The organism is Mycobacterium shimoidei (assembly GCF_900417275.1).
In the GTDB taxonomy this organism is placed as follows: Bacteria; Actinomycetota; Actinomycetes; order Mycobacteriales; family Mycobacteriaceae; genus Mycobacterium; species Mycobacterium shimoidei.
Genome location: NZ_UEGW01000001.1, coordinates 4,798,881 through 4,816,152, shown reverse-complemented (window position 1 = coordinate 4,816,152; position 17,272 = coordinate 4,798,881). Strand labels below are relative to the sequence as shown.

Below are 17,272 nucleotides of genomic sequence, written 5' to 3'. Positions count from 1 at the left end.
GGTTACGCGCGTCATCAGCCCAGACTCGACGCCCTGCCGACCAGGTAGGCCAGCGCCGCGTCGGCGCCGTCGGGCAGGTCGTCGACCGGCCACCATTGCAGGTCCACCGACTCGTCGCTGACCGTGATCTGTGCATCCGCCGGAGCGTGCGCGACGAACTGCAGGTCGAGGTGGCGGGTCGGCACACCCAGCGAGCAGGTGACCGGATGCACGTGCACGGCAGCCAGTTCGGGTGTCAGTCGCAGCCCGGCCACGCCGGATTCCTCGGTGGCCTCGCGCAGCGCCGCGGCGACGATGTCGTCGTCGTCGTCCTCGCAGTGCCCGCCCAGCTGGACCCAGCGGCCCAGCCGCGGATGCAACGTGAGCAGCGCCCGCGCCCCGGAATCGTCGAGCACCAACACCGAGGCGGTCACATGTCCGGCCACACACTCGCGGCGGCAGGCGTCGTCACGCGCATGCAGGAAGGCCAACACCGAGTGTCGCAGCGAGTCTTGGTTCGGATCTGGCGCCTGCCAGCTCGACAGCAGCGTTATCGCCGAATCCCGAACGCTCACTTGCGCACCAGCAGATTTGCGACGGGCACCGGCTCGCGCGGCTGGTCCGTCGGCTCCAAAGGATAGCCAATGGCGATGGCGCCCAACGGTTCCCAGTCGTCGGGGAGTCCCAGCTCGTCGCGCACCAGGTCCGGGGCGAATATCGTCGAACCGATCCAGCAGCTGCCCACGCCGCGGACCGCCAGCGCGACCAGCAGTGCCTGCACGGCGGCGCCCACCGCGACGGTGAACATGGTGTGCTCGGCGTCGGTGCGCGCGGCGTCGGGATAGTCGTGCGCACCGTCGGGCACCAGCATCGGGATCACCACTTCGGGCGCGTCGTAGAGGATCTGACCGCGGCTCACCCGCCGTTCGATGGCGTCGGCGGGCTTGCCGTCGCCGGCCAAGTCGGTGCGCCACTTGTCGCGCATGCGGTCCAGCAGCCGCATGCGTATCTCGGGGGTCTGCAACCACACGAACCGCACCGGCCGAGTGTGGTGCGGGGCCGGCGCGGTGAGTGCTTCGCCGACGGCCGCCTCGATCAGCTGCGCCGGCACCGGTTGGTCGGCGAACTGACGTATCGAGCGGCGCAACAGCTGGGCTTGCCGGCGGCCGAGGTCCAGCGCTTCGGCGGTCCCGAGCCAGAACAGGTCGTCGGTTCCGGAGCGCACCAGTCGCCGGGCCGTCGAGCCGTCGTCGGATACCGCAACGCCACGGACGACGGCGACCGGGATGTCGGTCAGCTTGCCCTTGACCAAATCGGCGGCCGCTGCGATCTCGTCGGCGACGGCGACCTCGGTGACGATCAGTTCGTTGCCGTGCGCGTCGACTGCACCGGCGTAGTTGTGCAGCACCGCCAGCCCGGCCGCTCCGACGGCGGCGTCGGTCTGGCCATTGCGCCATGCCCGGCCCATCGTGTCGGTGATCACCACTGCGACGGTCACGCCAAGGCGGCTGCGCAGATCGTCCCGCAGCGCCGCGGCGCTGGCGTCGGGATCGACCGGAAGCAAAGCGAGTTCGGCTGCGTCGACGTTCGATCCGTCGACCCCGGCGGCCGCCTGCACCAAGCCCAGCCGGTTCTCGGTGATCAATGTGCGGCCCTTGCGGGCCAGTACCCGCACCGACTCGACATCGACGAGTTTGCGCCGCAGCGTATCTCGCGCCTCAGCGTCGTCGGGCGCCGGAACCAGCCGGCCCTCACATTTGGACACCACCTTGCTGGTGACCACCACTACGTCATCGTCACGCAGCCACGGCGCAGCCTCGGCGATGGCGGCGCCCAAGTCGTCACCGGGACGGAATTCGGGAAGCCCGGTGACAGGCAGGATTTCGATTCCCGACGCCGCGCCGTGTTCGGTCATGCTGCGACGCCCGCGAGCTCCAGTCCGGTGCTCACCATCTTGGCGGTCGCGCTCGGATCGGTCATCAGCAGCGGGATCGACCGCACGGTGACACCGTCGATGTCGGCATGGTCGCCGTCATGGATCAGCCAGCCGTCCAAGATGCCGTTGCCCGAGCGTGCGCCGTAATGCCGGCCGACCGCTTCGGCGGTGGACTCCACGCCGATTACGGTCAGACATTCGTGGGCCATGCCGCGCAGGGGTTTTCCGTCGATGATCGGAGAGTAGCCAACGACTGGAGCGCTGGTCGAGCGCAGCGCCCCGCGAATACCCGGGATAGCCAGGATGGCACCGATGCTCACCACCGGATTCGACGGCGCCAACAAGATGATGTCGGCGTCAGCGATCGCATCGAGCACTTCGGTTGCGGCGTGGGCCTTTTCGGCGCCGATAAAGGCGAAGCTGTGTGTTGGGACCTCGGCGCGATAGCGTACCCACCACTCTTGGAAGTGAATCGCGCGCTGGTTGCTGTCGGTGGGATCGGTGATGACGACATGCGTTTCGCAGCGATCGTCGCTGACCGGCAGCAGCGTTGCCCCGGGCTGCCAGCGGTCGCACAGTGCAGCGGTGACCTGCGACAGTGGATAGCCGGCCCGCAACATTTGTGTGCGCACCAGATGGGTGGCCAGATCGCGGTCGCCGAGGCCGAACCAATCCGGCTGCACACCGTAGCGGTTAAGTTCCTCCTTGGCATGCCAGGTTTCGTCGCGATGGCCCCACCCGCGCTCGGGGTCCACGCCGCCCCCCAAGGTGTACATGCAGGTGTCCAGGTCGGGGCAGATGCGCAAGCCGTGCATCCAGGCGTCGTCACCGATGTTGACCACCGCGGTCAGCTCGTGGTCGGACGCTTGCCCGGAGCCGAACTGGCCCAAGCCGAGTAGCTGTTGTACGCCAAGCAAGAACCGGGCGCCTCCGACACCGCCGACCAAGACCGTGACCTTCACATCGGACGACAGTACGCGCCCGGTGACGGTGCCGTTTCGGGGCGAGCCGGGCAATTGGAGCGCGACACGCCGAGGGCTAAACGGGCGCAGTGCGGTCAAAAATCGGTCACGGGATGGTATGGAATTCTCGCGAATTGCTTGACCAGGACTGACAACACGTGTGTAATCTCATCAGTGTCATTTCCCGGTTAGCCGGCCGGATTCGGTGTCGCAGACCGTGATTCGATCATATGTTCGAATCGGGTGATGGCCACATCAAAACAGGGGCACATCACAACCACGAATCAGGTAAGGAGGCGGAGCATGTCCTATGAACACCTTCGGGGCGTAATGGGAAGCACACCGCGCGCCAATACCGACTCGACGCTGGGGGCAGCAACGGGCCGTCCTCACCTGAGCTTGGTTCCTGATGTGGTCGAAGTGGTTGACCCAGCCCCGGTTACGCCAGATCAGTGGCAAGACCGGGCATTGTGTGCGCAAACCGACCCCGAGGCGTTCTTCCCCGAGAAGGGCGGCTCCACCCGCGAGGCCAAGAAGATCTGCCTGGGCTGCGAGGTGCGCACCGAGTGCCTGGAATACGCACTCGCGCACGACGAACGGTTCGGCATCTGGGGTGGCCTGTCCGAGCGGGAGCGTCGCCGCCTGAAGCGCGGCATCATCTAATCCGGGCTTGGGATGGCCCAAGCTATTCGTCGTCGATCGTCGGGTCGATGACCGAGGGTTCGACGTCCAGATACGTGGCAACCTGCGCCACCAGAATTTCGTGCAGCAATTCGGCGAGTTCGACGGTGTCCTTCGCGCGGCGCTCGATCGGCTTGCGAAACAATACGATCCGCGCCCGGGTCGCGTTACCGCGCACGTCCACTCCGGCGGGGATCAACCGGGCCAGGGCGATCGGCCCGTCTGCGACCACCTCCGGCGGCCATTGCACGCTGTCGGGATCTTTGGCCGAGATGCGCGGGATATCGTCGACGGCCACGTCGAGACCGGACAACCGCTCTTGCCAGCGCTGCTCGATCGGTTCGTAGGCCTCCAGCACCGCCATGTCGAACCGCTCTGCCCGGCTGCGCCACCCCGGCACCGTCGGCGGCAGCAACGGCCCACGCATATCTCGGCCGCGCCGCGCCACCGCCCGACGTCTCGACCGGCCAGAGCTGCGCCAATCGCTCACTGAGCCGATGGTAACGGTTGCACATCGCCGCCTTGCCGGATGCGCGTGTCCACCGCTGCGCCGACGTTCTCGCACGATAACCTCGCGAGCGTGAATGTTCCGCGGCGCTGCTGTCGGCCCGGGTGTCCGCAATACGCGGTAGCGACACTGACCTTCGTCTACTCGGATTCGACGGCGGTGATCGGTCCCCTCGCGACCACCCGGGATCCCCACGCCTGGGATCTGTGCGTCGGCCACGCCAGCCGCATTACCCCACCACGCGGTTGGGAGCTTGTCCGCCATGCCGGCCCGCTGCCCACCAATCCCGACGAAGACGATCTGATCGCGCTGGCCGAAGCGGTGCGCGAAGGTCGCGCGCCGGCAGCCACCGCGGGATTTTCAGATCCCGGCGTCGTGGCGGGCAGTGGCGTGCTGGCCCCAACCGGACAACCCTCGTCGTCCGGTAATGGGCGCCGCCGCGGCCATCTGCGGGTGTTGCCGGATCCCGCCGACTAACCCCGACGGCGCAGCCGGGCGGCGCCGCGTGGGTCGTTTAGCAACGCCTGTGTAAAAAAATTTGACATTCTAACCCACGCTATCCGCACATATATAACGACTCTGCATCGATTTCATAACGGGCCGATCAGGATTCCGCTCAAGATCAATAAAAAGCGGCTCAGCTTAACGTTCACTGAGATTCGCCTTTGAACCAAGTAAGGCTGGCCGCCGGCGTGTGTGCTGGTCGCGCGCTCCGGTTGCCGACTCGACAACAGAACGGAGTGGGCCAAATGCATCTGGGACTTCGCCCGTATGCCACCGCTGGACTCGTCATCGCCGGCGCCAGCCTGATCGCTGTCGCACCGGCGCCGCCGCCACCGTCACCCGAGCCGCAGGTGCGGGCTGTCACGTTAGCCGCCGACCCCATCGACATCTTCAAGCCCTACGAGGAGTTGTTCAACAACACCGTCGCCAACCTGGAAAGCCTGGGCCAGGACTGGCTCGAGCATCCGTTCCCGATCCTGCAGCAGATCGCGGACAACTGGACGGGCTACATCGACCAGGTCATCGCCGACCCGGAGTCGATCACGCAGATTCCCGGCGAGATAGCGGCCAACCTGCAAAGCGTCATCGACGTGCTCACCACTTTGCTGCCTGACATCAGCGCTGAATTCTTCCCGCTGCCGGCGCAGGTTTCCGTCGAGCTGTCGACACCGCTCACCCTGCTGGTCGGGCTGCTGGGTCCGGTGGTCACCGTCATCAACGAGATCAATGAGCTGAGCCAGGAAATCTTGACGCCGACCAGTCCGGAGGCGGGGCTCGCCGCGCTGTTCGGCGCTCCGGCCAGCCTGCTCGACGCCCTCCTCAACGGCAAGGACGGCCTCGACATCCTCGGCCTGGCCAACATCCCGCTGTTCAACGGACTGCTCGTGCCCGAGCAAAACCTCGACGCCACATTGGAACTGGGCTCTGTGCTGGACATCCTGGGCCTGGGTGACGTGGGCCTGACCGATCTGTTGTCCAACATCGGCGTGGGCGACCTGAGTCTGAATGGGTTGCTGTCCAGTGTGGGACTGGGTGGTCTGTCGCTGACCGATCTGCTCGGCGACGTCGGCCTCGGCGGCCTGGACCTCGACGAGTTGCTGTCCGGCGTGGGCCTGAACGACTTGACGCTGGGCGAACTGATCACCGGTGTCGGGCTCGACGACACCACTCTGAACGATCTATTTACCAGCGTGATCGGCGGTGTCACCGTGGGTGGTCTGCTCGACGATTTGGGGGTCGGCGATCTGACGCTGAGCCAGCTGGTCCCTATTTTCGGGTTAAACCTGGATCTGCCCAGGCTGCTTGACAACCTTGGGCTCACCAACGTCACCCTGCCCGATCTGCTCTCCGCTGCCGGGCTTGGCGGTGTGACACTGCCGGATGTGGTCTCGGCCTTTGGCCTGGGCGGCATCAACCTGACCAACGTGGTCGACGCCTTGGGCATCGGCCATATGGGGCTAGGCCCCTTCTTCGACGCCGTGGGCCTGGGCGACCTGGACGTGGGCGACGTGCTGGACCTGTTTGATCTCGACAAGTGCGCGCCCGTCATCGACGTCTGCGTGAGCGAGATCATCGGCGACATTGAGCTGGGTGGCCTTGTTCCCGACAAGTCGCTGGACGAGGCCATCCATGATCTGAACCTCGATGACTTCACCATCCTCAAGATGATGAACAATCTCGGGCTCGACGATGTGAGCGTGGCCAGTCTGCTCGATGACCTGGGGCTGGGCGGCATCACTTCGGGCGTGCCGCAGCTGCTCAGAAATTTGGGGTTGGACGACGTGACCCTGGGCGATCTGCTCGGCAACCTGCCTTCTGGCGACCTGACCTTGGGCGACCTGATTGACAACATCGGGCAAAACAACCTGCACGTAACCGACGTGCTAACACTCCTGGGAGTCGGCACCTGGCCGCTTCCCCTGGTCCTTGACCACTTGGGCATCGACACTGTGACGCTGGGCCAGCTGCTTACCCGCCTGGACCTGGACAGCCTGACCCTGCCAGACCTGCTGGACGGCGTGGGTCTTGGCGACCTCACGCTGAACGGGTTGTTGTCCGGCGTGGGTCTGGACGACCTGACCCTCAACGGCCTGTTGGACGACATCGGGCTGGGCGACCTGTCGCTAGACGGCCTGTTGTCCGATCTGGGTCTCGGCGACTTCGATGTGGCCGACATCATTGCCGGGCCGTTCGACGGCCTGATCCCCGGGTTGGTGACCTTCCTGCCCGAGCAGATCGCCGAGGCGTTGGGCGCGGCGTTGGTCCCGTGAATCTGTGAAGCTGCCCGATCCCGCTGAGTCACGGACAATTCCGTGCCAGCGGGACGGGCCAAAACAGATAGGCTGACGGCCAAGAGTCCCAATCGTCAGGAGCTTTTGTCATGACTCGGCCCGCCGCGGCTGTCAACCGTGTGATCAAGGCTTATGACGTGCGAGGCCTGGTCGGCTCGGAAATCGACGAGCCCTTCGCCAAGGATGTCGGCGCGGCGTTCGCACGGCTGATGCGTGAGGACGGCGCACGCCGCGTCGCCATCGGGCACGACATGCGGGACAGTTCGCCGTCGCTGGCGGCAGCCTTCGCGACCGGTGTCACCGGTCAGGGTCTCGACGTGGTTCGCATCGGGCTGGCCTCGACCGACCAGCTCTACTTCGCGTCAGGCCTGCTGGATTGCCCCGGCGCGATGTTCACCGCGAGCCACAACCCGGCCGCCTACAACGGCATCAAAATGTGCCGGGCGGGCGCCAAACCGGTGGGGGCGGACACCGGCCTGCGCACCATCCGCGACGAGCTCGTCGCGGGTGTGCCCGCCTACGACGGGCCGGCCGGGCACATCGCGGATCAGGATGTCCTGGCCGACTACGGCGCCTTCTTGCGGTCGCTGGTCAACACCGCCGGGTGGCGTCCGTTGAAAGTGGCCGTCGATGCCGGCAACGGGATGGCCGGCCACACCGCGCCGGCGGTGTTCGGCGACATCGAGTCGATCACCTTGCTGCCGCTGTACTTCGAGCTCGACGGCTCGTTCCCCAACCACGAGGCCAACCCACTGGACCCGGCGAACCTCACCGATCTGCAGGCCTATGTCCGCGACACGGGTGCCGACATCGGGCTGGCCTTCGACGGAGACGCCGATCGCTGCTTCGTCGTCGACGAGCGTGGCCAGCCGGTCTCGCCGTCGACGGTGACCGCCCTGGTCGCCGCGCGCGAACTGCAAAGGGAAATCGGCGCGACCGTCATCCACAACCTGATCACCTCCCGCGCGGTGCCGGAACTGGTCGTCGAGCGTGGCGGTACCCCGGTGCGCTCCCGCGTCGGGCACTCCTACATCAAGGCGCTGATGGCCGACACCGGCGCCATCTTCGGCGGCGAACACTCCGCGCACTACTACTTCCGCGACTTCTGGGGCGCCGATTCCGGGATGCTGGCGGCGCTGTACGTGCTGGCCGCGCTGGGCGAACAGCAGCGGCCGCTGTCGGAGCTCACCGCCGACTACCAACGCTATGAGTCCTCCGGCGAGATCAACTTCACCGTCGCCGACGCGGCCGCGGCCACCGAGGCGGTGCTCAAGTCGTTCGGCAGCCGCATTCACTCCATCGATCACCTGGACGGGGTGACGGTCGAACTCGACGACGGCAGCTGGTTCAACCTGCGCAGCTCCAACACCGAGCCGTTGCTGCGGCTCAACGTGGAGGGCCGCTGCACCGAGGACGTCGACGCAGTAGTGCAACTCATCAGCGCTCAACTCACCGCCGAAATGGCAACGCCGTGAACGCCACCCACATCACCATCGACCTCGATGACACCGATCGGTTGATCGACGCAGACCGGGACGGGTTGCTGCGGGTCGCGTCGATGGCCGGCGCGCAGGTGCGCGCCACCGCCGCCGCCCTCGACGAAGGGGCACTCGATCCGGTGGGCGGTGACGAGCGGCCCCGCACCGTGATTTGGGTGGCGGGGCGCGGCCCGGCCGAGACGGCCGGCAGCATGCTCGCCGCCACGCTGGGCGGGTCGACTGCCCAACCGATCGTCGTCGCGGCGGGGGCGCCGCCCTGGGTCGGCCCGCTGGACGTGCTGGTCGTCGCCGGCGACGACCCGGGCGATCCCGCTCTGGTCGACGCCGCCGCCGCCGGGGTGCGCCGTGGTGCGCGAGTGGTCGTCGCGGCGCCGTATGAGGGACCGCTGCGCGATGTCGCGGCCGGGCGGGCAGCGGTGTTGGAGCCGCGGATACGCGTGCCCGACGAGTTCGGGTTGTGTCGCTACCTGGCCGCCGGGGTGGGCGTGCTGGGAAGCCTGGACCCGAAGGTGCGGATGGACCTGGCGGTGCTGGCCGACGAGCTGGACGCCGAGGCGCTGCGCAACAGCGCCGGGCGCGAGGTGTTCACCAACCCGGCCAAATCGCTGGCCGAGCGAATGTCGGGACGTGCCGTCGCGTTGGCCGGTGACTGTGCAGCGACGCTTGCACTGGCACGGCACGGATCGTCGGCGATGCTGCGACTCGGACACCAGGTGGTCGCCGCTACCGGATTGGCGGACGCGCTGACCGCGCTGCGGGCCGGAGGCTCGGCGGAATTTGCGGATTCGGCGGAGGCGCTGTTTCACGACGAGCAGATCGACGGTCCGCTACCCCCGCGGCTACGGGTGCTGGCATTGACGCTGGCCGCCGAGCGGACGGTGGTGGCGGCCCGAGTTGCTTCGCTCGACGATGTCGATATCGTCGGCGCCGAGGACGTACCGGACATCACGGTCGGCCCCGCCGGTCAGGTCGGCGCACAGCGGGCTGAGCAGCAGCTGGCTATATTGGCTGTCCGGCTGGAGATGACCGCTGTTTACTTGCGACTGGTGCAGGGATAGCTGACTCGAGGGGTACATAAGGAAGCGTGGAACTGCTACACGGAGCCATACGGACGTACGCATGGGGCTCGCGTACCGCCATCGCCGAGTTCACCGGGCGCCCGGTGCCGGCAGCGCACCCCGAGGCGGAACTATGGTTCGGCGCGCATCCGGGTGACCCCGCCTGGTTGGAGACCGAGCACGGGAAGGCGTCGCTGCTGCACGTGCTGGCCGCCGACCCGGAAGGTCAGCTCGGCTCCGCTGTCCGCGCCCGGTTCGGTGATTCGCTGCCATTCCTGGTCAAGGTTCTCGCCGCCGACGAGCCGTTGTCGTTGCAGGCGCATCCGAGTGCTGAGCAGGCCGCCGAGGGCTACCGGCGCGAGGAAAGGCTTGGCATCCCGGTGACGTCACCGGTGCGCAACTATCGCGACACCAGCCACAAGCCTGAACTGTTGGTGGCATTGCAGCCGTTCGAGGCGCTGGCGGGGTTCCGTCCGGCTGCTCGCACCATCGAGCTGCTGCGCGCGTTGGCGGTGTCCGACCTGGATCCGTTCATCGACTTGCTCGACGACCAGTCCGATGCCGACGGCCTGCGGGCACTGTTCACCACCTGGATCACCGCCCCGCAGCCTGATATCGACGTGCTGGTTCCCGCGGTGCTCGACGGCGCCATCAACTATGTCACTTCTGGTGCAACGGAATTCGCCGCCGAGGCCAAAACGGTGCTGGAGCTCGGTGAGCGCTATCCCGGCGATGCCGGTGTGCTGGCGGCCTTGCTGCTCAACCGCATCAGCCTTGCGCCGGGCGAAGCCATCTTTTTGCCCGCGGGCAACCTGCACACCTATCTGCGTGGTGTCGCACTGGAAATCATGGCCAACTCCGACAACGTGCTACGAGGCGGCTTGACGCCCAAACACGTTGACGTGCCCGAACTTCTGCGGGTGCTGGACTTCACCCCCACCACCGAAGCGCAGCTGCGGCCGCCGACGCACCGCGACGGGATCGCCGTGGTCTATGACACCCCGACCGAGGAATTCGCGGCGTGTGTGCTGACTCTCGACGGTGATCACCTCGGCCACGAGGTCGACGCGCCATCGCGCCACGACGGTCCGCAGGTTCTGTTGTGCCTCGAGGGGACTGTCACCGTGCATGGGAAGCTGGGCAAGCTCAAACTCGAGCGTGGCGCGGCCGCCTGGGTGGCCGCCGACGACGGTCCGATCCGGCTGGACGCCGACCGGCCGACCAAGTTGTTCCGGGCCACCGTCGGGCTGTGAGTGCAACGGGCAGCACCCGTGCGATCCTGGCAGCGCTGGGCGCCAACGCGGGCATCGCCGCCGCCAAGTTCATCGGGTTTGTGATCACCGGCAGCTCATCGATGCTGGCCGAAGCGGTGCACTCGGTGGCCGACACGTCCAACCAGGCGCTGTTGCTGTTCGGACAGCGGGCGGCACGCAAAGAGGCCGACGCCCTGCACCCGTTCGGTTATGGCCGCAGCCGATACTTCTGGTCGTTCGTGGTGGCGCTGGTGCTGTTCACCCTTGGCGCGGTGTTCGCCCTCTACGAGGGCTACCACAAGATCACCCACCCGGTTGAGCTGACCTCCCCCGCAGTGGCGCTGACCATTCTGGTGGTTGCAATCATGTTGGAGACGTTCAGTTTTCGAACAGCGGTCATCGAGTCGCGACCGCTCAAAGGCAGCGGCAGCTGGTGGCGTTTCATCCGCAACTCCCGCAATCCCGAGCTGCCGGTGGTGCTGCTGGAAGACACCGGCGCGCTCGTCGGCTTGGGGCTGGCACTGGCCGGCGTGGGTTTGACGACGGCCACCGGGAACGCGGTCTGGGACGGCATTGGCACCATCGGAATTGGCTTGCTGCTCGGCACGATAGCGATCATCCTGATGGTCGAGATGCACAGCCTGCTGATCGGCGAGGGCGCGACCGCTGCCCAAACCAAGGCTATCCGCGCGGCGTTGGAAGCCACCGAGCACGTCGACCGGCTGATCCATCTGCGTACCCAGTACCTTGGCCCCGAGGAGATGTTGGTGGGCGCCAAGATCGCGGTAGACCCGCATCTCGACCTGACCACTGTGGCGGCCACCATCGATGCGGCGGAGGCCAACATCCGTGCGAAAGTGCCCGCCGCTCGGGTGATCTACTTGGAGCCCGACCTGGACCGTGCTACATCCGATGGCCCCGCTCCTCCGCGCGCCGCGGGCTCCGCATCGTCGCCGCGGCGGTCGCGCCACATCTGACGGCGTTCACCGAGCCACAGTCGCATGTTGTGGCGGATGGTGCGGGCGATGAGCGCCGCCGACGGCTCCAATGACAACCGCGTTACGCGTTTTGCGCTCCGCCCGCATCAGGCAACGGTACTCGGTACTGTCCGGATCATGGCTGGTCGTTGGCGCACCAAGTCGGTCGAGCAGTCCATCGCGGACACCGACGAGCCGGGTACTCAGCTGCGCCGGGACCTGAGTTGGTGGCATCTCGCGGTCTTCGGAGTGTCGGTGGTCATCGGGGCCGGCATCTTCACCGTGACCGCGGCGACCGCCGGAGACGTCACTGGGCCGGCGATCTGGATCTCCTTCTTGATCGCCGCAGTCACCTGCGGATTGGCGGCATTGTGCTACGCGGAGTTTGCTTCCACGCTGCCGGTGGCAGGCAGCGCCTACACGTTCGCCTATGCGACTTTCGGCGAGCTGTTGGCCTGGACCATCGGCTGGAACTTGGTTCTCGAACTGGCCATCGGCGCCGCCGTGGTGGCCAAGGGGTGGTCGAGTTATCTGGACACGATGGTGGATTTACCCAATGGCACAATCGCTTTCGAGTCGATTCACATCGACTGGGGCGCGGTGTTCATCGTCGCACTGGTGGCCACACTGCTCGCGCTCGGCACCAAATTGTCGTCGCACTTCTCCGCCGTGGTCACGGCGATCAAGGTGGCGGTCGTGGTGCTGGTGGTGGTCGTCGGGGCGTTTTACATCAAGCCGTCGAACTACTCACCGTTCATCCCGCCACCCGAGACCGACCACGCCGGCAGCGGCCTCGACCAGTCACTGCTGTCGATGATCACCGGTGCGCACACCAGCCATTACGGGTGGTACGGGGTGCTGGCCGGAGCGTCGATCGTGTTCTTCGCGTTCATCGGATTCGACATTGTGGCCACCATGGCCGAGGAGACCAAGCACCCGCACCGCGACATTCCCCGGGGGATTCTCGCCACGCTGGGCATCGTGACGTTGCTTTACGTCGCGGTGTCGATTGTGTTGTCCGGCATGGTTTCCTACACCAGCCTGAAAACCAGCCCCGACGGTCGGCACACGAACCTGGCCACCGCGTTCAAGGCGAATGGCGTGCACTGGGCGTCCGGTGTCATCTCGGTCGGGGCGCTGGCCGGCCTGACCACGGTGGTGATGGTGCTGATGCTGGGGCAGTGCCGGGTGCTGTTCGCGATGTCACGCGACGGGTTGCTACCCCGGCCGTTGGCTCAGACCGGCAGGCGGGGCACCCCGGTGCGAATCACGGTGCTGGTCGCCGTGTTGGTGGCGGTGGCGGCGTCGATGTTCCCGATGGACAAGCTCGAGGAGATGGTCAACGTCGGAACGCTGTTCGCCTTCGTCCTGGTTTCCGCCGGGGTGATCGTCTTGCGCCGTAGCCGGCCGGACCTACCACGCGGATTCCGTGCACCGTGGGTGCCGCTGCTGCCGATCGCTTCGGTGTGCGCGTGCCTGTGGCTGATGCTCAACCTCACCGTCGTCACCTGGATCCGGTTCGGCGTCTGGATGGTCCTCGGCATCCTGATCTACCTGGGCTACGGACGTCGGCACTCTGTCTTGGCCAACCGGCGCACCGAGCAGGCCGCCCGCGAAGTCGTCTCCTGACCCATCCGAGCACTGGCGGCGGTCCCGGCCGGGCTCTGAAGTTTACAAAACACCATTCAATGTCTAGACAACAGACACAAACATCGGTATTGTCCAACGCCAAGGTGTTGTGATTCACAAGGAAGGTTGCGACATGACCACCACGACAGACCTGGACATCTTGCAGTGGCGCGACAAGAAGCGTTATCTGTGGCTGCTCGGGCTGATCGCCCCGACGGCTTTGATGCTGGTCCTGCCCATGGTGTGGGGCTTGAACCAGCTCGGCTGGCAGGCCGCATCGCAAGTGCTGTTCTGGATCGGGCCGATTCTGGTCTACGTCGTGTTGCCGCTACTGGACCTGCGTTACGGCCCGGACGGGCAGAACCCGCCCGATGAGGTGATGGAGCGGTTGGAAAACGACAAGTACTACCGCTACTGCACCTACATCTACATCCCGTTCCAGTACGCCAGCGTGGTGTTCGGCGCATATCTGTTCACCGCATCCAACTTGAGTTGGCTGGGCTTCGAGGGGCCGCTTAGCTGGCCGGCCAAGATCGGTCTCGCGCTGTCGGTCGGGGCGCTGGGCGGCATCGGCATCAACACCGCCCACGAGCTGGGCCACAAGAAGGACAGTTTGGAGCGCTGGCTGTCCAAGATCACGCTGGCGCAGACCGGCTATGGACACTTTTACATCGAGCACAACCGCGGCCACCACGTGCGGGTCGCCACCCCGGAAGACCCGGCGTCGGCTCGCTTCGGCGAGACATTCTGGGAATTCTTGCCCCGCAGCGTCTTTGGCGGCCTGCGCTCAGCATGGCGGCTGGAGGCCCAGCGATTGGGCCGGCTCAACAAAAGTCCGTGGCACCCGTCCAACGACGTGCTCAACGCCTGGGCGATGACGGTGGTGCTGTGGGCGGTGCTCATCGCGGTGTTCGGTCCGGCGCTGATCCCGTTCCTGATCATCCAAGCCGTCTACGGTTTTTCGCTGCTGGAGTCGGTGAACTACCTCGAGCACTATGGGTTGCTGCGGCAAAAGACGGCCAACGGCCGCTACGAGCGGTGCACGCCGGAGCACAGCTGGAACTCCGACCACATCGTGACCAACCTGTTCCTGTATCACCTCCAGCGGCATAGCGACCACCACGCCAACCCGACTCGCCGCTATCAGACGCTGCGCAGCATGGACGGCGCACCGAACCTGCCGAGTGGCTACGCCTCGCTGATCGGCTTGACCTACATCCCGCCGCTGTGGCGCAAGCTGATGGATCACCGCGTGCTGGAGCACTACGACGGTGACATCACCCGCGTCAACGTGCAGCCGCGGCTGCGGGAGAAGATCCTGGCGCGTTGCGGCGCGGCGGCATGATGGCCGCTTACCGCTGCCCGGTCTGCGACTACGTGTACGACGAAGCGAAAGGCGTTGCGCGGGAGGGGTTTCCGCCGGGTACGCCATGGCATGAAGTTCCCGACGATTGGTGCTGCCCCGACTGCGGCGTCAGGGAGAAAGTCGATTTCGAGACGGAGGAGGCAACCAAATGAACGACTACAAACTGTTCGTGTGCGTGCAGTGCGGCTTCGAGTACGACGAGGCCAAGGGCTGGCCGGAAGACGGCATCGCCCCCGGCACCCGCTGGGAAGACATCCCCGAGGACTGGAGCTGCCCGGACTGCGGCGCGGCCAAGTCGGACTTCGAGATGGTGGAGATCGCGCGTTCATAAGCGCCGACGACGATGCAGAACGAAGTGATGAGGAGTGGCGCAGAAATGCCCGTTAGTCTCGGCCCTGTGAAGCAGCGCGTCCCGTACGCCGAGGCGTCACGGGTCCTGTTGCGCGATTCGGTGCTCGACGCGATGCGCGAACTACTGCTGACTCGCGACTGGTCTGCGATCACCTTGGCCGACGTGGCCCGCGCCGCGGGTGTGAGTCGCCAGACCATCTACAACGAGTTCAAGTCGCGGCAAGGGCTGGCCCAGGGCTACGCGCTGCGATTGGCCGACCGTCTGGTGGACGCGGTCACCGAAGCCATCGACTCCAACGTCGGCGATGTGTACGCAGCGTTTCTGCAGGGCTTCCGGATCTTCTTTTCCGAGTCGGCGGCCGACCCGCTGGTGATCTCGCTGCTGAGCGGTGTCGCCAAGCCCGACCTGCTGCAGCTCATCACCACCGACAGCGGTCCGATCATCACTCACTGCTCACAACGGCTGACGGAAACGTTCAAAGAAAGCTGGGTCAAAGCCAGCGATCAGGATTCGGGGATCCTCGCGCGCGCGATCGTGCGGCTGGCGATGAGCTATGTGTCGATGCCGCCGGAGGCCGACCATGATGTCGCGGCCGACCTGGCACGGCTGATGACGCCGGCCGCGGAACGTTACGGGGAGTTCGGCGACGATGCGGCCAGTGGGCACGAGGAGGAGCGGAACAATAGGGTGGTAGCAGAACCCGACTGACCCGGCATCGCCCGCATCCCGCGTCGGGACTAACGTAAGCAAGCTAACTAGTTGATCGACGAGGAGTGGGTCCCCACATGACGACCACCGAAACTGCACTGCGCGCCGACGTCCGCAACGGCATCGAATACAAGGTCGCTGACCTGTCGTTGGCGGATTACGGCCGCCGCGACATCGAGCTCTCCGAGCAGGAAATGCCGGGGCTGATGTCGCTGCGCCGCGAGTACGCCGAAGTGCAGCCGCTCAAGGGGGCGCGGATCTCCGGTTCGCTGCACATGACGGTGCAGACCGCGGTGCTCATCGAAACGCTCGTCGAGCTCGGCGCCGAAGTCCGCTGGGCCTCCTGCAACATCTTTTCCACTCAGGACCACGCTGCGGCCGCGGTGGTGGTCGGCCGCCACGGCACCCCCGAGGAACCCAAGGGCGTGCCGGTGTTCGCCTGGAAGGGTGAGACGCTCGAGGAGTACTGGTGGGCCGCCGAGCAGGCGCTGACCTGGCCCGACCCCGACAAGCCGGCCAACATGATCCTCGACGACGGCGGTGACGCCACGATGATGGTGCTGCGCGGCGCGCAATACGAGAAGGCCGGCGTGGTGCCGCCCGCCGAGGAGGACGACCCCACCGAGTGGAAGGTCTTCTTGGACGTGCTGCGGCGCCGCTTCGAGACCGAAAAGGACAAGTGGACAAAGATTTCCCAGTCGGTCAAGGGCGTCACCGAGGAGACCACCACCGGGGTGCTGCGGCTCTACCAGTTCGCCGCGGCCGGCGACCTGGCCTTCCCGGCGATCAACGTCAACGACTCGGTGACCAAGTCCAAGTTCGACAACAAATACGGCTGCCGGCACTCCCTGATCGACGGCATCAACCGGGGCACGGACGTGCTGATCGGCGGCAAGAAGGTGCTGATCTGCGGCTATGGCGACGTCGGCAAGGGCTGCGCTGAGTCGGTCAAGGGCCAGGGCGCACGCGTCGTGGTCACCGAGATCGACCCGATCAACGCGCTGCAGGCCCTGATGGAGGGTTACGACGTCCAGACGGTCGACGACGTCATCGGCGAGGCGGACATCGTCATCACCGCCACCGGCAACAAGGACATCATCACGCTCGAGCACATGAAGGCGATGAAAGACCATGCGGTCTTGGGCAACATCGGGCACTTCGACAACGAGATCCAGATGGCCGCCCTGGAGCGGTCCGGGGCGACCAAGGTGAACATTCGGCCGCAGGTCGACCTGTGGACCTTCCCCGACACCGGCAAATCGATCATCGTGCTCTCCGAGGGCCGGCTGCTCAACCTCGGTAACGCCACCGGTCACCCGTCGTTCGTGATGAGCAACAGCTTCTCCAACCAGGTGATCGCCCAGATCGAGCTGTGGACCAAGAACGACGAGTACGACAACGAGGTGTACCGGCTGCCCAAGCATCTCGACGAGAAGGTGGCCCGCATCCACGTCGAGGCGCTCGGCGGCAAGCTGACCAAGCTGACCAAGGACCAGGCCGAGTACATCGGCGTCGACGTCGAGGGCCCCTACAAGCCGGACCACTACCGCTACTGACAGCGGCGTTCCG

At 65.9% G+C, this 17,272-nt stretch carries 17 protein-coding genes; 13 read left to right on the top strand and 4 right to left on the bottom strand.

From position 1 onward, the window contains the following. Positions 1-14: 14 nt before the first annotated feature. From MSP7336_RS23380 to cofD, 3 genes are read right to left on the bottom strand one after another with little or no spacing between them, the layout of a single operon-like run. Positions 15-554, bottom strand: a complete 540-nt coding sequence (locus MSP7336_RS23380; protein ID WP_069395213.1) for an NUDIX hydrolase — start codon at positions 552-554, stop codon at positions 15-17. Continuing rightward, entirely contained in the window at positions 551-1,894 is a 1,344-nt protein-coding gene (locus MSP7336_RS23375; RefSeq protein WP_069395212.1) for a coenzyme F420-0:L-glutamate ligase, read from the bottom strand. The genes MSP7336_RS23380 and MSP7336_RS23375 overlap by 4 nt, the downstream gene beginning before the upstream one ends. After that, positions 1,891-2,877: a 2-phospho-L-lactate transferase gene (cofD, locus tag MSP7336_RS23370; protein WP_069395211.1), complete on the bottom strand. Its 987-nt coding sequence runs from the start codon at positions 2,875-2,877 to the stop codon at positions 1,891-1,893. Before cofD ends, MSP7336_RS23375 begins: the two co-directional genes overlap by 4 nt. A gap of 303 nt (positions 2,878-3,180) precedes the next feature. Here cofD and MSP7336_RS23365 point away from each other — a divergent pair, with 303 nt between their 5' ends. Continuing rightward, positions 3,181-3,540: a WhiB family transcriptional regulator gene (locus tag MSP7336_RS23365; RefSeq protein ID WP_084226381.1), complete on the top strand. Its 360-nt coding sequence runs from the start codon at positions 3,181-3,183 to the stop codon at positions 3,538-3,540. Positions 3,541-3,562: 22 nt separating this feature from the next. On the opposite strand, the gene MSP7336_RS23360 is transcribed toward MSP7336_RS23365, so the two are convergent. After that, the gene (locus tag MSP7336_RS23360) at positions 3,563-3,985 is read right to left on the bottom strand and encodes a metallopeptidase family protein (RefSeq protein ID WP_069395209.1); all 423 of its coding nucleotides are present in this window, start codon (positions 3,983-3,985) and stop codon (positions 3,563-3,565) included. A 153-nt stretch (positions 3,986-4,138) separates the two neighbouring features. On the opposite strand from MSP7336_RS23360, the gene MSP7336_RS23355 reads away from it, so the two are divergent. The 12 genes from MSP7336_RS23355 (at position 4,139) to ahcY (ending at position 17,259) form a co-directional block, all read left to right on the top strand. Then, complete coding sequence (locus tag MSP7336_RS23355) at positions 4,139-4,543, top strand: DUF3499 domain-containing protein (RefSeq protein WP_181786910.1); 405 nt, start codon at positions 4,139-4,141, stop codon at positions 4,541-4,543. 272 nt (positions 4,544-4,815) lie between these two features. Next, positions 4,816-6,840: a hypothetical protein gene (locus tag MSP7336_RS23350; protein WP_069395207.1), complete on the top strand. Its 2,025-nt coding sequence runs from the start codon at positions 4,816-4,818 to the stop codon at positions 6,838-6,840. 110 nt (positions 6,841-6,950) lie between these two features. Next, positions 6,951-8,336: a phosphomannomutase/phosphoglucomutase gene (locus MSP7336_RS23345; RefSeq protein ID WP_069395206.1), complete on the top strand. Its 1,386-nt coding sequence runs from the start codon at positions 6,951-6,953 to the stop codon at positions 8,334-8,336. Next, positions 8,333-9,418 carry a TobH protein gene (locus MSP7336_RS23340; protein WP_069395205.1) on the top strand — a complete coding sequence of 362 codons (1,086 nt, stop codon included), beginning with the start codon at positions 8,333-8,335 and terminating at the stop codon, positions 9,416-9,418. Before MSP7336_RS23345 ends, MSP7336_RS23340 begins: the two co-directional genes overlap by 4 nt. A gap of 26 nt (positions 9,419-9,444) precedes the next feature. Continuing rightward, entirely contained in the window at positions 9,445-10,671 is a 1,227-nt protein-coding gene (gene manA, locus MSP7336_RS23335; protein ID WP_069395204.1) for a mannose-6-phosphate isomerase, class I, read from the top strand. Next, positions 10,668-11,648: a cation diffusion facilitator family transporter gene (locus MSP7336_RS23330; RefSeq protein WP_069395203.1), complete on the top strand. Its 981-nt coding sequence runs from the start codon at positions 10,668-10,670 to the stop codon at positions 11,646-11,648. The genes manA and MSP7336_RS23330 overlap by 4 nt, the downstream gene beginning before the upstream one ends. A gap of 138 nt (positions 11,649-11,786) precedes the next feature. Next, positions 11,787-13,277: an APC family permease gene (locus MSP7336_RS23325; RefSeq protein WP_069395388.1), complete on the top strand. Its 1,491-nt coding sequence runs from the start codon at positions 11,787-11,789 to the stop codon at positions 13,275-13,277. Between the two features lie 133 nt (positions 13,278-13,410). Next, entirely contained in the window at positions 13,411-14,622 is a 1,212-nt protein-coding gene (locus tag MSP7336_RS23320) for an alkane 1-monooxygenase (protein WP_069395387.1), read from the top strand. Beyond that, positions 14,622-14,795, top strand: coding sequence for a rubredoxin (locus MSP7336_RS23315; protein WP_084226365.1), 174 nt, complete (start codon positions 14,622-14,624; stop codon positions 14,793-14,795). Before MSP7336_RS23320 ends, MSP7336_RS23315 begins: the two co-directional genes overlap by 1 nt. Beyond that, the gene (locus MSP7336_RS23310; protein ID WP_069395202.1) at positions 14,792-14,974 is read left to right on the top strand and encodes a rubredoxin; all 183 of its coding nucleotides are present in this window, start codon (positions 14,792-14,794) and stop codon (positions 14,972-14,974) included. Before MSP7336_RS23315 ends, MSP7336_RS23310 begins: the two co-directional genes overlap by 4 nt. Before the next feature lie 45 nt (positions 14,975-15,019). Continuing rightward, complete coding sequence (locus MSP7336_RS23305) at positions 15,020-15,703, top strand: TetR/AcrR family transcriptional regulator (RefSeq protein WP_181786908.1); 684 nt, start codon at positions 15,020-15,022, stop codon at positions 15,701-15,703. 77 nt (positions 15,704-15,780) lie between these two features. Further along, positions 15,781-17,259: an adenosylhomocysteinase gene (gene ahcY / locus MSP7336_RS23300; protein WP_069395201.1), complete on the top strand. Its 1,479-nt coding sequence runs from the start codon at positions 15,781-15,783 to the stop codon at positions 17,257-17,259. The last annotated feature ends 13 nt before the right edge of the window (positions 17,260-17,272 follow it).

What these genes read in the sequence shown, in the direction of transcription:
- MSP7336_RS23305 (WP_181786908.1), top strand. Translation starts at nt 15,020, where the DNA reads ATGCCCGTTAGTCTCGGCCCTGTGAAGCAGCGCGTCCCGTACGCCGAG.
- MSP7336_RS23310 (WP_069395202.1), top strand. Translation starts at nt 14,792, where the DNA reads ATGAACGACTACAAACTGTTCGTGTGCGTGCAGTGCGGCTTCGAGTAC.
- MSP7336_RS23375 (WP_069395212.1), bottom strand. Translation starts at nt 1,894, where the DNA reads ATGACCGAACACGGCGCGGCGTCGGGAATCGAAATCCTGCCTGTCACC.
- ahcY (WP_069395201.1), top strand. Translation starts at nt 15,781, where the DNA reads ATGACGACCACCGAAACTGCACTGCGCGCCGACGTCCGCAACGGCATC.
- MSP7336_RS23315 (WP_084226365.1), top strand. Translation starts at nt 14,622, where the DNA reads ATGGCCGCTTACCGCTGCCCGGTCTGCGACTACGTGTACGACGAAGCG.
- MSP7336_RS23360 (WP_069395209.1), bottom strand. Translation starts at nt 3,985, where the DNA reads ATGCGTGGGCCGTTGCTGCCGCCGACGGTGCCGGGGTGGCGCAGCCGG.
- MSP7336_RS23325 (WP_069395388.1), top strand. Translation starts at nt 11,787, where the DNA reads ATGGCTGGTCGTTGGCGCACCAAGTCGGTCGAGCAGTCCATCGCGGAC.
- MSP7336_RS23365 (WP_084226381.1), top strand. Translation starts at nt 3,181, where the DNA reads ATGTCCTATGAACACCTTCGGGGCGTAATGGGAAGCACACCGCGCGCC.
- MSP7336_RS23350 (WP_069395207.1), top strand. Translation starts at nt 4,816, where the DNA reads ATGCATCTGGGACTTCGCCCGTATGCCACCGCTGGACTCGTCATCGCC.
- MSP7336_RS23320 (WP_069395387.1), top strand. Translation starts at nt 13,411, where the DNA reads ATGACCACCACGACAGACCTGGACATCTTGCAGTGGCGCGACAAGAAG.
- MSP7336_RS23345 (WP_069395206.1), top strand. Translation starts at nt 6,951, where the DNA reads ATGACTCGGCCCGCCGCGGCTGTCAACCGTGTGATCAAGGCTTATGAC.